At 65.0% G+C, this 14,022-nt stretch carries 15 protein-coding genes; 3 read left to right on the forward strand and 12 right to left on the reverse strand.

Translation table 11 applies throughout. The features are described 5' to 3' along the window. Nucleotides 1-2: 2 nt before the first annotated feature. Nucleotides 3-722 carry a hypothetical protein gene (locus ACTHNZ_RS17635; protein ID WP_440543840.1) on the reverse strand — a complete coding sequence of 240 codons (720 nt, stop codon included), beginning with the start codon at nt 720-722 and terminating at the stop codon, nt 3-5. Between the two features lie 14 nt (nt 723-736). Continuing rightward, nucleotides 737-2,197, reverse strand: coding sequence for an IMP dehydrogenase (gene guaB / locus ACTHNZ_RS17640; protein ID WP_440543841.1), 1,461 nt, complete (start codon nt 2,195-2,197; stop codon nt 737-739). A 340-nt stretch (nt 2,198-2,537) separates the two neighbouring features. Between guaB and ACTHNZ_RS17645 the strand changes: the two genes are divergently transcribed. After that, nucleotides 2,538-3,518 carry a DMT family transporter gene (locus ACTHNZ_RS17645; RefSeq protein WP_440543885.1) on the forward strand — a complete coding sequence of 327 codons (981 nt, stop codon included), beginning with the start codon at nt 2,538-2,540 and terminating at the stop codon, nt 3,516-3,518. A gap of 13 nt (nt 3,519-3,531) precedes the next feature. Here ACTHNZ_RS17645 and ACTHNZ_RS17650 read toward each other — a convergent pair whose 3' ends face one another. Next, complete coding sequence (locus tag ACTHNZ_RS17650; protein ID WP_440543842.1) at nt 3,532-3,864, reverse strand: RnfH family protein; 333 nt, start codon at nt 3,862-3,864, stop codon at nt 3,532-3,534. Further along, entirely contained in the window at nt 3,861-4,298 is a 438-nt protein-coding gene (locus tag ACTHNZ_RS17655; protein WP_440543843.1) for a type II toxin-antitoxin system RatA family toxin, read from the reverse strand. The genes ACTHNZ_RS17650 and ACTHNZ_RS17655 overlap by 4 nt, the downstream gene beginning before the upstream one ends. A 104-nt stretch (nt 4,299-4,402) precedes the next feature. Between ACTHNZ_RS17655 and smpB the strand changes: the two genes are divergently transcribed. Further along, on the forward strand, nt 4,403-4,849 hold the full coding sequence (smpB, locus tag ACTHNZ_RS17660; RefSeq protein WP_440543844.1) for an SsrA-binding protein SmpB: 447 nt from the start codon (nt 4,403-4,405) through the stop codon (nt 4,847-4,849). Between the two features lie 16 nt (nt 4,850-4,865). Here the strand turns inward: smpB and ACTHNZ_RS17665 are convergent, their stop codons facing one another. From ACTHNZ_RS17665 to ppsA, 3 genes are all read right to left on the reverse strand, one after another. After that, nucleotides 4,866-5,804, reverse strand: coding sequence for an SPFH domain-containing protein (locus ACTHNZ_RS17665; protein WP_440543845.1), 939 nt, complete (start codon nt 5,802-5,804; stop codon nt 4,866-4,868). A gap of 5 nt (nt 5,805-5,809) precedes the next feature. Continuing rightward, the gene (locus ACTHNZ_RS17670) at nt 5,810-6,286 is read right to left on the reverse strand and encodes an NfeD family protein (RefSeq protein ID WP_440543846.1); all 477 of its coding nucleotides are present in this window, start codon (nt 6,284-6,286) and stop codon (nt 5,810-5,812) included. Nucleotides 6,287-6,382: 96 nt separating this feature from the next. Next, complete coding sequence (gene ppsA / locus ACTHNZ_RS17675; protein ID WP_440543847.1) at nt 6,383-8,785, reverse strand: phosphoenolpyruvate synthase; 2,403 nt, start codon at nt 8,783-8,785, stop codon at nt 6,383-6,385. Between the two features lie 296 nt (nt 8,786-9,081). Between ppsA and ppsR the strand changes: the two genes are divergently transcribed. Continuing rightward, nucleotides 9,082-9,897, forward strand: a complete 816-nt coding sequence (gene ppsR / locus ACTHNZ_RS17680; protein ID WP_440543848.1) for a posphoenolpyruvate synthetase regulatory kinase/phosphorylase PpsR — start codon at nt 9,082-9,084, stop codon at nt 9,895-9,897. A gap of 25 nt (nt 9,898-9,922) precedes the next feature. Here ppsR and ACTHNZ_RS17685 read toward each other — a convergent pair whose 3' ends face one another. The 5 genes from ACTHNZ_RS17685 to fabZ form a co-directional block, all read right to left on the reverse strand. Beyond that, on the reverse strand, nt 9,923-10,708 hold the full coding sequence (locus tag ACTHNZ_RS17685) for a TrmH family RNA methyltransferase (RefSeq protein WP_440543849.1): 786 nt from the start codon (nt 10,706-10,708) through the stop codon (nt 9,923-9,925). After that, nucleotides 10,705-11,379, reverse strand: coding sequence for a ribonuclease HII (gene rnhB, locus ACTHNZ_RS17690; protein ID WP_440543886.1), 675 nt, complete (start codon nt 11,377-11,379; stop codon nt 10,705-10,707). Before rnhB ends, ACTHNZ_RS17685 begins: the two co-directional genes overlap by 4 nt. A gap of 110 nt (nt 11,380-11,489) precedes the next feature. Continuing rightward, nucleotides 11,490-12,656, reverse strand: coding sequence for a lipid-A-disaccharide synthase (lpxB, locus tag ACTHNZ_RS17695; RefSeq protein WP_440543850.1), 1,167 nt, complete (start codon nt 12,654-12,656; stop codon nt 11,490-11,492). A gap of 3 nt (nt 12,657-12,659) precedes the next feature. Further along, complete coding sequence (gene lpxA, locus ACTHNZ_RS17700) at nt 12,660-13,448, reverse strand: acyl-ACP--UDP-N-acetylglucosamine O-acyltransferase (RefSeq protein WP_440543851.1); 789 nt, start codon at nt 13,446-13,448, stop codon at nt 12,660-12,662. Between the two features lie 19 nt (nt 13,449-13,467). Continuing rightward, nucleotides 13,468-13,926 carry a 3-hydroxyacyl-ACP dehydratase FabZ gene (gene fabZ, locus ACTHNZ_RS17705; RefSeq protein WP_102643444.1) on the reverse strand — a complete coding sequence of 153 codons (459 nt, stop codon included), beginning with the start codon at nt 13,924-13,926 and terminating at the stop codon, nt 13,468-13,470. Nucleotides 13,927-14,022 lie beyond the last annotated feature (96 nt).

Genomic DNA, 14,022 nt, shown 5'->3' on the forward strand with positions numbered 1-14,022 from the left:
ACTCAACCATGAAACGGAGGCCGCGGCGCGGACGCCGGACGATCTGTGTGCACGTCGTCGCTGCCGCTGGCGGCACCGGCGCGCGCCGATTCGGCCGCCCCATCGGGGGCACGAACGCTCGGCTCCGGCGACGGCGCAAACGGACGCTCGATCCGGCGCTCCGGGCGTGGCGCCGCAGCCGCCACCGCCTCATCGCCCGAGGCCGCCGGCTGCGGCCGTAGCACCGGCTCAGCGGGCGCCTGCGAAGCCGCCGATGCAGCCACCGCCGCATCGCGCTTCTTCGCCGCTTTCGCGCCGGTCGCGGCCTGCGCCGCCTTCTCGACCTCGCGCCGGCGCACCGCCCCCGCGAAACGCGCACCGCCGAGCCCGACGATGACGAGCAAGCCGCCAACGAGCAGATTCGGGACGATACCGAGCGCGGGCAGCCACAATGCGTGCGGCCCGATCGTCCACGCCAGCACGAGCGCGCCGGCGAGCCACGTCACGTGGCCGACGATCTTGGCTACCCCGATCGTCATCGCACCGTCGAAGGCCCCACGCAGCGAAAGCCACGCCAGCCCTAGCAGCACGAGACCGAGCATTTGCCCGACCATGGCCGGCTCGATCGGCGTCAACTGCAGCGTCCGCTGCACGCCGGCAAGCGGCGAAAGCAGCAGCGCCGCGCCGGCGCTCAGATAGAGCCCCGCATCGACGATCAGAACGGCGCGCAGCAGCGGTTTCATCGGCGCTCGAGCGGTTATTCGACGTGGTAGTTGGGCGCTTCCTTCGTGATCTGGACGTCATGCACGTGCGATTCGCGCATGCCGGCCGCCGTGATCTGGACGAACTGGGCCTTCTCATGCAGCTCGTCGATCGTCCGGCAACCGCAGTAGCCCATGCTCGCGCGAACGCCGCCGATCAATTGGAACAGGATCGCGCCTACCGAGCCCTTGTACGCCACGCGCCCCTCGATACCCTCGGGCACGAGCTTGTCGATGTTCGCCGAGTTGTCTTGGAAGTAGCGATCGGCCGCGCCGTCCTTCATGGCGCCGACCGAGCCCATGCCACGGTACGACTTGTACTGACGGCCTTGGAACAGGAACACGTCGCCCGGCGCCTCTTCGGTGCCCGCGAACATGCTGCCCATCATGACCGCATTCGCGCCGGCCGCCAGCGCCTTGCTGACGTCGCCCGAGAAGCGCACGCCGCCGTCGGCGATCACGGGCACGCCCGTGCCCTTCAGCGCCTCGGCCACGTTCGTGATCGCCGTGATCTGCGGCACGCCCACGCCGGCCACGATCCGCGTCGTGCAGATCGAGCCGGGGCCGATGCCGACCTTCACGCCGTCCGCGCCGTATTCGACGAGCGCACGCGCGGCGTCGGCCGTTGCGATGTTGCCGCCGATGACTTCGACGTGCGGGAAGCTCTTCTTGACCCAGCGCACGCGCTCGAGCACGCCCTTGCTATGGCCGTGCGCCGTATCGACGACGATGACGTCCACGCCGGCCGCGGCCAGCGCCGTGACGCGCTCTTCGTTGTCCGCGCCCACGCCCACCGCCGCGCCTACGCGCAGCTTGCCGTGCTCGTCCTTGCAAGCGTCCGGATGCTCCGTCTGCTTCGTGATGTCCTTGACCGTCATCAGCCCGCGCAGCTCGAACGCGTCGTTCACGACGAGCACACGCTCGAGGCGATGGCTGTGCATCAGCGCCTTCGCTTCGGCGAGTGCGGTGCCTTCCTTGACCGTGACGAGGCGCTCGCGCGGCGTCATGATCGTGCGCACGGGCTCGTCGAGCCGCGTTTCGAAACGCAGGTCGCGATTCGTGACGATGCCCATCAACTGGGCGCCTTCGACGACGGGGAAGCCCGAAATGCCATGCTGCTGCGACAGCGCGATCACGTCGCGCACCTTCATTTGCGGGGGAACCGTGATCGGATCGCGCACGACGCCCGATTCGAACCGCTTGACCTTCGCCACTTCGCGCGCCTGCTCGGCGGCCGTCAGGTTCTTGTGGATGATGCCGACCCCGCCTTGCTGGGCCATCGCGATCGCGAGCCGTGCTTCGGTGACGGTATCCATCGCAGCCGAAACGAGCGGCATGTTCAAGGAGATGTTGCGGGTCAGCCGGGTCTTGAGGCTGGTGTCGCGCGGCAGAACGTCGGAGAACGCCGGGACGAGGAGCACGTCATCGAACGTGAGTGCTTTTTGGATCAGACGCATGGCAAATCCTATAGGCGCAAAAGCGAATTATACGCGATACCTCCCTGGTTTTTCACTGTGCGAACAGCAAGTTAGCGTTTTTTGTGGGGAAACGCCGCGAGCAGTTTCGCTTTTCGGTTCACCCCGTGTTCGCGCGACGTTCGTTTGCCTCCGGCGCGTGTTCGGCCCCTTGGCGGCCCCTCGGCGCGCGCTCGGCACATTAAACGCAGACGAAAAGCACAGGCTTCTCGCGTCGCGCGCAAGCGACACGCCGAACGGGCCATTGCAGAATCGAACAAGACGCCGAATCCCTCCCCGCTTACGCTTGGCCCCATCGATGACTTCGACGAAGGAGCGCGGCATGCGGCGTGGTGTGATGTACGGGATGTTGGCAGGCGCGATTTGGGGGACGGTCTTTCTCGTGCCGCGCCTGCTGCCCGATTTCGCGCCGCTGCCGTTCGGCGCAGCGCGTTGCATGATGTACGGGCTCGTCTCCGCCGCCGCGGCCTTGCCCATGGCGCGCCGCCTGGCGGGCAAGCTCACGGGCGCCGATCTGAAGGCGGTCGGCACACTCGCCCTCGTCGGCAATCTCGTCTACTACGTCTTTCTGACGGCAGGCGTGCATCGGGTCGGGATCGGCCCGACGTCGCTGATCGTGGGCGTGCTGCCCGTCACCGTCACGCTGGCGGGACGGCGCGACACGGGTGCCGTTCCGCTCGCGCGGCTGCGCTGGCCGCTCGTGCTCGTGGCGGCCGGAATCGTCTGCATCAACGTCGACGTATTCGCCGCCGCGCCGTCGCCGTCGGGCGGAGGCGGCTTGCTGAGCAAGCTCGTGGGCATCGTCTGCGCGGCGGGCGCCCTCTTCGCCTGGACTTGGTTCGCCGTCGCCAACACGCGCTACCTGCGGCGCAATCCTCGTTTCGACGGCAACGAGTGGTCCGTGCTGCTGGGGCTGGCCACGGGCTTGTTCGGCGCCTGTCTTTGGGCCGTCTGCGCGCTCGCTTCCAACACGGTCCATGCGGCATCGCACGCCCCAGAGCGCTGGCATCTGTTCTGGCTCCTCAATCTCGGGCTCGCGGTGGGCGCGTCATGGATCGGCACCGGCTTGTGGAACGCCGCGTCCAAGCGCGTTCCGCTGACGCTTTCTGGGCAGTTGATCGTTTTCGAGACGGTGTTCGCGCAGCTATACGGGTTCGCCTACGATGCGCGGCTGCCCCGCCCCCTCGAAGCGGCTGCCATCGCGCTATTGCTCGCGGGCGTCATGTGGGCGGTCCGGCGTCACGACGATGGCGCCGGGCGCGCAGCCCCGATCGAGAACGTGCCGCTCGGCGCGAATCCTTGACGGAGGCGGCTCGTCAGCGCGAATCCTTGTGCAGCCACTTGCGCCCTTCGACGGAGCCGGCGCGGCGCGTCTTTTCCACGCGGCGCTGGCGAGCCACCTTGGGATCGACGATGAGCGGACGGTAGATCTCGACGCGGTCGTGATCGGCCAGCGGCGCATCGAGCGTCGTCAACTTGCCGAAAATGCCTACCTTGGCGGTGGCGAGGTCGATTTCGGGATGGCTACACGCGATTTGGCTCGCCGTAAGCGCTTCACGCACCGTGGCACCAGCGGGCAGCGTCAGCGCGATCAATGTTTGCGCGCCGGCCCGCGCGTAGCACACCTCGACGGACAGCGATGCGCTCATGGCCGGCCGTAGCGCTCGTCGGCGCGTTTGACGAACGATTCGACGAACGTGTTCGCGATGTGATTGAACACTGGGCCGATGATCTTTTCGAGAATCACGCTCGAGAACTCGTAGTGCAGCGCGAACTCGATCTTGCAGGCATCGGTGCGCAAGGGCGTGAAGCGCCAGTACCCCGTGAACTTGCGAAACGGGCCATCGGCGAATTCCATGTCGATGCGCGTGGGCCGCTCTTGCGTGTTGTGCGTGGCAAAGTGCTGCTTGATGCCCTTGAAGTTGATGTCGATGCGCGCCTCCATCTCGTGCGCCTCCTGCCTGCGAATTTCCACGCCTCCGCACCAAGGAAGGAAATTCGGGTAGTCGGCCACGTCGGTGACGAGATCGAACATTCGCTCCGCCGAGTGGCGGATCAATACGGTTTTCTGGACATCAGCCATAAGAAGCACTGCACGCGGCGAAAGTTGGGCGAGCGTGGCGGCCCGCCTGAGCGCCGCTTTGCTAAAATCGTGATTTTAAACGAGTTGGGCGCCGTCCATATTCCATGAGCATCATCGACAACAGAAAGGCCTTCTTCGATTACTTCATCGAGGAGCGCTACGAAGCAGGGCTCGTGCTCGAGGGATGGGAAGTCAAGGCACTGCGTGCCGGGCGCGGCCAGATCAAGGAAGGCTACGTCATCATCCGTGACGGCGAGCTGTTCCTGATCGGCGCGCACATCAGCCCGCTGCCCGAAGCCTCGACGCACATCAAGCCCGACCCCGTGCGCACGCGCAAGCTGCTTTTGCACGGCGACGAAATCAAGAAACTGATCGGCAAGGTCGAGCAGCGCGGCTACACGCTCGTGCCGCTGAACTTCCACTACAAGGACGGCCGCGTGAAATGCGAAGTCGGCCTCGCCAAGGGCAAGAAGCTGCACGATAAGCGCGAGACCGAAAAGAAGCGCGATTGGGAGCGCGAGAAGGCGCGCCTCATGCGCTCGGCAAGCTGAGGCGGCATCAGGACACTCAACGCCCGTCCGCGGCCACGGCGCCCTTGCCTCGATTCACGATCGCGAGGGCCGAGGCCACCATCGAACCGAGGTCGGACAGATTGCCGGGCACGATCAGCGTGTTGCCGGCTTTCGCCAGGTTGCCGAACGCATTGACGTACTGCTCCGCCACCTTGAGGTTGACGGCATCCATGCCGCCCGTCGATTGGATCGCCTGCGCGATCTTTTGAATGGCCTGCGCGTTCGCTTCGGCCACGGCCAGGATCGCCGCCGCCTCCCCTTGCGCCTGATTGATGGCGGCCTGCTTCTCGCCCTCCGACTTTTGGATCGCCGCTTCGCGCCCGCCCGACGCAATATTGATCTGCTCCTGCCGGCGCCCTTCCGACGCCGCGATCAGCGCGCGCTTTTCGCGTTCGGCCGTGATCTGAGCCTGCATCGCATGCAAGATCTCTTTCGGCGGCGTCAGATCCTTGATCTCGTAGCGAAGCACTTTCACGCCCCAGCTGGATGCGGCTTCGTCGAGCGCTGAAACGACGCTGTGGTTGATGAGATCGCGCTCCTCGAAGGTCTTGTCGAGCTCGAGCTTGCCGATGACGGAACGCAGCGTCGTTTGCGATAACTGCGTGATCGCCTGCACGTAGTTGCTCGATCCATACGAGGCCTTCATCGCGTCGGTGACCTGGAAATAGAGCACGCCGTCCACTTGCAGCTGCGTGTTGTCGCGCGTGATGCAGATCTGGCCCGGCACATCGAGCGGAATTTCCTTCAGCACGTGGCGATAGGCCACACGATCGACGAACGGCATCACGATATTGAGCCCCGGCACGAGCGTCGCGTGATATCGGCCGAAACGTTCGACGACCCACGCATGCTGCTGCGGCACGATCTTGATCGCCTGAACGACGATCGCAATGACGACGACGAGCAGCACGACCGCGACGATAGTCATGTCCATATTGTTCACTCCTTCGTTGTTGACACCGGATGATGCGAGCGCGCCGAGGCGCGCCCTTTCTCGACCAAGATGAGGCGGTTGGCGCGCACGGCCGCGATCTCGTAGAAGCGAGCGTCCTCGCGTTCGCCCGGAGCCAGTTCGACGTCCCACTGAGCGCCGCGATACGGCACACGCGCTTGGCCATCGCGCCATGCCGCCACCTCGACCGGCGCGCCGATGTCCAAGACGACGTCCGGATTGACCGATGCATCGCGCCGCTGGCGGCGGCGGCCGAAGCGCGTGCGCCGCAAGAGCAGGACGGCGGCAAGCGCAACGGCCGCAGCACAGATGCACTGCGCGGCGAGATTGCCTCCGCCCAGCTTGACGAGCGCCCCGGCAATGAAGCCTAGCGCGATCATCAGCAAGTAGAACGTGCCCGTCAGCAGTTCGGCGACGATCAGTGCCCCCGCACCGATCCACCAAAGAAAATCGTTCGGCGCCATGAAATGGTCCCCTCGAATGAAAACGCCCCGGATTACCGGGGCGTTATAACACGAAGCGGGGCCAGCATCCGTATGCGGCCCCCTAATGCGACGACGTTACTTCGCGGCCTTCGCCAGCGCTTGCCACGTATCGATGATCGTGTCAGGGTTCAGCGAGATCGACGCAATCCCTTCATCGGCCAGCCACTGCGCGAAGTCGGGGTGATCCGACGGGCCTTGGCCGCAGATGCCGACGTACTTGTTCAAGCGCCGGCACGTCTCGATTGCCCGCTTGAGCAGGAACTTGACGGCTTCGTCGCGCTCGTCGAAGTCGACGGCGAGCAATTCCATGCCGGAATCGCGGTCGAGGCCCAGCGTGAGCTGCGTCAAGTCGTTCGAGCCGATCGAGAAGCCGTCGAAATGCTGCAGGAACTGCTCGGCCAGAATCGCGTTCGACGGCACCTCGCACATCATGATGAGGCGCAAGCCCTTCTCGCCGCGCTTGAGGCCAAACTTCTCGAGCAGGCCGACCACGCGTTCGGCCTGCTTCACGGTGCGCACGAACGGCACCATGATCTCGACGTTCGCGAGGCCCATGTCCTCGCGCACGCGCTTGAGCGCCATGCACTCCATCTCGAACGCTTGCGCGAAATCGTGTGCGATGTAGCGCGAGGCGCCGCGGAAGCCCAGCATCGGGTTTTCCTCGTCCGGCTCGTAGCGCGAACCGCCGATCAGCTTCTTGTACTCGTTCGACTTGAAGTCGGACAGACGCACGATCACCGGCCGCGGATAGAATGCCGCCGCGATCGTCGCGATGCCTTCCGTCAGCTTGTCGACGTAGAACGCACGCGGCGAGGCATGGCCGCGCGCAACGCTCTCGACGGCCTTCTTCAAGTCCTGATCGACGTTCGGGTACTCGAGAATCGCCTTCGGGTGAACGCCGATGTTGTTGTTGATGATGAACTCGAGCCGCGCGAGGCCGACGCCGGCGTTCGGCAACTGCGAGAAGTCGAACGCAAGTTGAGGATTGCCGACGTTCATCATGATCTTGACGGGGATCGGCGGCAGCTCGCCGCGCGAGACTTCCGTGACTTCCGTTTCCAACAGGCCGTCATAGATCTTGCCCTCATCGCCTTCGGCACACGAAACCGTGACGAGCGCGCCATCCTTCAGCACGTCCGTCGCATCGCCGCAGCCGACCACGGCCGGCACGCCGAGCTCACGCGCAATGATCGCGGCATGGCAGGTGCGGCCGCCGCGGTTCGTGACGATCGCCGACGCGCGCTTCATCACGGGCTCCCAGTTCGGGTCCGTCATGTCGGCGACGAGCACGTCGCCCGGCTGCACGCGCTCCATCTCCGACGGATCGTGAATCACGCGCACGCGGCCCGCGCCGATCTTCTGGCCGATCGCGCGGCCCGTCGCGAGCACCTGCGATTGACCGCGCAGCTTGAAGCGCTGCTCGACCTTGCCGTGGCCTTGGCTCTTCACCGTCTCCGGGCGCGCCTGCAGGATGAACAGCTTGCCGTCGCGGCCGTCCTTGCCCCACTCGATGTCCATCGGACGCTGGTAGTGCTTCTCGATGATGACGGCGTATTTGGCGAGCTCGATGACGTCTTCGTCCGTGATCGAGAAGCGGTTGCGCTGCTCGTGCGAGACGTCGATCGTTTTCACGCGGCCCGGCTCGCCCGGCTTCGTGAACTCCATCTTGATGAGCTTCGAGCCGATCGAACGGCGGATGATCGGGTACTTGCCTTGTTCGAGCGTCGTCTTGAAGACATAGAACTCGTCCGGGTTCACGGCGCCCTGAACGACCGTTTCGCCCAAGCCGTAGCTCGACGTGATGAAGACGGCATCCTTGAAGCCCGATTCGGTATCGAGCGTGAACATCACGCCGGCCGCGCCGACGTCGGAGCGCACCATGCGCTGGACACCGGCCGACAATGCGACTTCCGCGTGCGTGAAGCCCTTGTGGACGCGATAGGAGATCGCGCGGTCGTTGTAGAGCGACGCGAAGACGTGCTTCATGCGATCGAGGACATCCTCGATGCCGACCACGTTCAAATAGCTTTCCTGCTGCCCGGCGAACGACGCGTCAGGCAGGTCCTCGGCCGTCGCCGACGAGCGCACGGCGAACGACAGCTCCTCGGGCGAGCTGGCTTGGAGGACATCGAACTGCGCGCGAATTTCGGCCTCGAGGCGCGGCTGCATCGGCGCATCGACGATCCACGCGCGGATTTCCTTGCCCGCGGCCGCCAGCGCCTTGACGTCGTCGACGTCGAGCGTCTCGAGCCGAGCGGCGATCCGTTCGGTCAAATTGTTGTGATTGAGGAAATCGCGGAAGGCGAGCGCCGTGGTGGCGAAGCCCGTGGGCACGCGCACGCCGGCCTCGGCCAGTTGGCTGATCATCTCGCCGAGCGACGCATTCTTGCCGCCCACGATCTCCACATCGGTCATCCGTAGCTGCTCGAACGGAATTACATACGCCTGATCCTTCGTGACGTTTGCTGCGTTAGTCATACAAGCCCCTAAGTGTGAAAAAAATACTCGGTCGCGCGTGTGGGCTTGGTGCGCGCGAGCCCATTGGAGCCCTGCCGCGCAGCACGCGAAACCTGTTGGAGAAGCAATCGCGCCGCGCCGCCGATTGCAATTGCTTATCCAACAGGTTGCCGCTATTCTAACCTGCTTCTCCGTCCCTGCTTGCGCTGTCGCGACAAGCGGATGACAAAATGTAAATCGCTGGCACCCATGCCCGCGAAAACGCGCGAAAATCGCGTTTCTTCCCGCAGCGCCCGCTGCTTCTGACGCGTTTGCCGATGCCGCCTACCGTATTCATCGTCTCGGACGGAACCGGGATCACCGCCGAAACCTTCGCGCACTCGATCCTGTCCCAATTCGACCAAAAATTCCGTCTCGTTCGCGTGCCGTTCGTCGATTCGATCGACAAGGCCTACGCCACGATCGAAAAGATCGCCGAATCGGCCGAACTCGACGGCCGCCGTCCGATCGTCTTCACGACGCTCGTCGACAGCGCCTCGAACGCGATCGTCAAGAATTCGAACGCGCTCGTGCTCGACATCTTCCAGCAGTTCGTCGAGCCGCTCGAGCAAGAACTCGAGATGAAGTCGACGCATGCGATCGGACGCGGGCACCAGAACGCCGACACCGAGGAATACAAGACGCGGATCGAGGCGATCAACTTCTCGCTCGCCCACGACGACGGCCAGTCGAACCGCAATCTGGCCGATGCCGACGTCATCCTCGTCGGCGTCTCGCGTAGCGGCAAAACGCCGACGAGCCTGTATCTCGCGATGCAATATGGCGTGAAAGCCGCCAACTACCCGTTGATCCCCGAGGACTTCGAGCGCGGCAAACTGCCCACGCCGCTGATCGCGCATCGCGAAAAGCTGTTCGGCTTGTCGATCGATCCGCAGCGGCTTTCCGAAATCCGCAACGAACGGCGGCCGGGAAGCAAATACGCCGCGCCGGAAAATTGCCGCTATGAGATCAACGAGGCCGAAGCGCTGATGCGGCGCGAGGGAATCAAGTGGCTGTCGTCGACGCACAAGTCGATCGAAGAGATCGCGACGACGATCCTGCAGGAAATCAAGCTCGACCGGCCGACTTATTGAAAGCCGGCGGAAAGCAAGAAGAAAGTCAGCGCATTGCGCGCTGCTGGCGGCACTGCTCGAAGAGGCAAACGGCGGCGGCCGCCGCCACGTTCAGAGACTCCATGCCGCCCGGCTGCGGAATCGTCAGCCGATGCGAGACGGCCGCGCGCCAGGCGGCCGATACCCCGGCCCCCTCGTTTCCGAAAACCCAGGCGATCGGCCCCGATAGATCGCAATCGTAGAGCGCCTGCGGTGCGTGCGAATCGGTAATGGCCGCCGGCACGGCCAGACGCTCGATCAGCGTGGCGGCCTCGACGTCCTCGTGCACCTCGAGCAGAAAATGCGCGCCCATCCCGGCGCGCAGCACCTTCGAAGACCACGCATAGGCCGTCCCCGGCGCGCAGAATACCTGTTTCACGCCCGCGGCGGCCGCGCTGCGCAGGATCGACCCCACGTTGCCCGCATCCTGCACGCCGTCGAGCACGACGCAGCGCTCATGCACACGCTCGGGCAGCGCGGCCTCGAGCTTGCGCACGACGAGGAGCATGCCGACGCCGTTGACGACGTTCGACAATTGGCCGAACAGCGCGTCGGGCAGCACGACGACGCACTCTGCCGGAACACGCGCGACGATGGTCTGCGCTTCGTCGTGCTGCAACGCGCCTTCGGTCACGACGCACGTTTCGGGCTGCCCCGCGACGTCGAGGTAGGCACTGGCCAGGTGAAAACCTTCCAACAACGCCTGGCCGCCTTTCTTTTGCTGGTGCGTCGAAGCAGCGAGCGCCTTCAGACGCTTGTAGAACGGATTGTCGCGCGACGTGATCGCCTTCATGAGAGCGCGCCCTCACCGAATGCGTCGTCGCCGATTTCAGACGCCGCGACGGTCGCACCGCTGGGCAGCGTGACCTTGACGCCGAGCCGCTCGAATGCCACGCGCACGGGGGCGAACGACCGGCGATGGTGCTCGCACGGGCCGTGCTCAGCCAACGCCGCCAAGTGCTGGGGCGTACCGTAGCCGGCATGGGCGTCGAAACCGTACACGGGAAACTGGGCGTGCAAGTCGAGCAGCATGCGGTCGCGCGTGACTTTCGCGAGAATCGACGCCGCCGAGATCGCCGGCACGAGCGCGTCCCCGCCGATGACGGCTTCACTGCGCACCGAGAGCTGCGGGCAACGGTTGCCGTCGATGCGCGCGAGCGTCGGCGTCATCGACAGCCCTTCGACGGCCCGCTTCATGGCCAGCATCGTCGCATGCAAGATGTTGAGCCGATCGATCTCCTCGACGCTCGCCGAGGCCACGCAAAAGCTCAGCGATCGCTCGACGATCTTCTCGTAGAGCGCCTCGCGCTTTTTGGCGCTCAACGCCTTGGAGTCGTCGAGCCCGCGGATGCGGCGCTTTGGATCGAGGATCACGGCGGCCGCGACGACAGGCCCCGCGAGCGGCCCGCGCCCGGCTTCGTCGACACCGCATACGATGTCGAGCGGCGAGCTGAAATCGAGCATGCCCTGCGATGCAATGCCAGACCGCGCGCGGCTAGGCCCAGGCGTGCCGGCTTCGGACTGCGGCCCCGGCGCGGCGGTGGCCCGCTTCACGCGCGGCGATGGCGAACTCGTCATAGACGCGGCTTCCTCGCTTCGATGACGCGCGCAACAGCTTCGGCTGCGCGCTCGGACGTGTTTCTGCGCAGCGTCAGATGCATCTGCGTGAACACCTCCGTCAGCGTGCGCCGATTGGCCTCGTCACGCAACTGAACGAGGGTGGCATCCGCGAGCGCCTCGGGCGTCGCGAAATGCTGCAGCAGTTCCGGCACGACGAAGCGCCCCGCCAGAATGTTCGGCAGGCCGACATATGGCAAGTACCCCTGGCGGCGCATGATCTGCCCCGTCAGCCAAGGCACCTTGTAGGAGATCACCATCGGCTTCTTGAGCAGCGCCGCTTCGAGCGTGACCGTCCCGCTTTTCACGAGCACCGCATCGGCCGCCGTCATGGCGCGCTGGGCATCGCCGTCCGTGATCGTCAGCGCAAGTCCGGGATGCGCCGCGACGTACGGCTGCAGCAGTTCGCGCAACGCGGGCGTCGCCGCGGGCATCACGAACTTCAGCTCCGGCTCGCGCCGCTGCATGATCGCCATCGCCGCGAAAAACGTCGGGCCGATCAAGCCGATCTCCGAGCGCCGGCTACCCGGCAAAACGGCTACGACGGGACCGGCTGAAGGCAGACCCAGCGCTGCACGCGCACCCGCGACATCGGGCTCGAGCGGGATTTCGTCCGCCAGCGGATGGCCGACGTAGGTGGCGGGCACGCCGGCTTTTTCGAGCAGCGCCGTCTCGAACGGGAACACGCAGAGCATGTGATCGACAGCCTTGGCGATCGTCTTGATGCGGCCGCCGCGCCAAGCCCAGATCGACGGGCAAACGAAATGGATCGTGGGAATGCCGGCGCCGCGCAATGGCTGCTCGAGCCCGAAGTTGAAATCGGGAGCATCGACGCCGATGAACGCGTGCGGCGGCTCCGCCAGCAGTTGGCGCTTCAGTTCGCTGCGGATGCGAAGAATTTCGGGAATGTGGCGCAGCGCTTCGACGTAGCCGCGCACGGCCAGCTTGTCCATCGGCCAGTGGGCCTCGAAACCCTGTGCCGCCATGCGGGGGCCGCCGATGCCGTAATAGCGCGTGGAAGCCGGCAACGTGCGGGCCAGGCCGCCGAGCAGCGAGGCCGCCAGCAGATCGCCGGACGGCTCGCCCGCGACCATCGCGAGGCGCAATGCATGGGATTGCGTCATCGCTCAGCGAATGATGCCGCGCTGAGAAGCTTCGATGAAGGCGATCAGCTTGCGCACGGGCTCGTCGCCGTCGCCGCCCGCCGATGCGAGATCCGCGAGCTGCACCTTCGCCTCTTCGAGCGACAAGCCGTTCTTGTACAGCAGCCGGTAGGCGCTGCGCAGCGCGGAGATCGCATCCGCCGAAAAACCGCGGCGCCGCAGTCCTTCGACGTTGATGCCGTGCGGCTCGGCCTTGTTGCCGGCCGCGATGACGAACGGCGGGATGTCCTGCACGAGCGCAGACGCGCCGCCGAGCATCGAATGCTCGCCGATCTTCACGAACTGATGGACGCCCGACATGCCGCCCACGATCGCCCAATCACCGATGACGACGTGCCCGGCCATCTGCGCGTTGCTCGACAGGATGACGCGGTTGCCGACATGGCAATCGTGGCCGATGTGCACGTAGGCCATGATCCAGTTGTCGTCGCCGACCGTCGTCACGCCCCCGTCTTGCACGGTGCCGGTATGGATCGTCGTGAATTCGCGAATCGTATTGCGGTCGCCGATCGTGAGCCGCGTGGGCTCGCCCTGATATTTCATATCCTGCGGCCGGCCGCCGACCGACGCGTAGTGGCCGATCCGGTTGTCGGCGCCGATCGTCGTATGGCCTTCGATCACGCTATGCGAGCCGATCGTCGTGCGCTCGCCGATCGTGACGTTCGCGCCGACGATCGCATACGGCCCGATCTCGACGCTGTCGGCCAGCTGTGCGCCCGGCTCGATGATCGCGGTGGGATGAATCCTGCTCATGCGCTAGTCGCCCTTCTCGTCACTCGTTCGTGTGCTTGACCGTACACATCAGTTCGGCTTCGGCGGCGGTAACGCCGTCGACTTCCGCGCGCGCCTTGAACTTCCAGATGCCGCGCATGTAGCGCTCGAACGTCACGTTCAAAATCAATTGATCGCCCGGTTCGACGACCCGCTTGAAGCGAGCCCCGTCGATGCCGACGAAGTAGTACAGCGTCGTTTCGGGATCGTGCGGCTCCTCGGCGAACGTCAGGAGTGCCGCCGTCTGCGCGAGCGCTTCGAGGATCAACACACCGGGCATTACCGGGCGCTGCGGGAAATGCCCCATGAAATACGGCTCGTTGATCGACACGTTCTTCAACGCCTTGATGCTCTTGTGCGGCTCGAGCTCGAGCACCCGATCCACGAGCAGGATCGGATAGCGATGCGGCAGCAGCGTGAGAATCTTATGGATGTCGAGATTGATTTTTTCAGTGCTCATGGTGTGTCTGCTCCACGCAATGTTCTCGCGCGGGTGATTGACTGCGAATGCTGATGTGGCGACGAATATGCTCGCCTGCAGGCACCGCCGCGCCGT

Origin of the sequence: Trinickia sp. (assembly GCF_051953955.1) — a bacterium.
Classification (GTDB): domain Bacteria; phylum Pseudomonadota; class Gammaproteobacteria; order Burkholderiales; family Burkholderiaceae; genus Trinickia.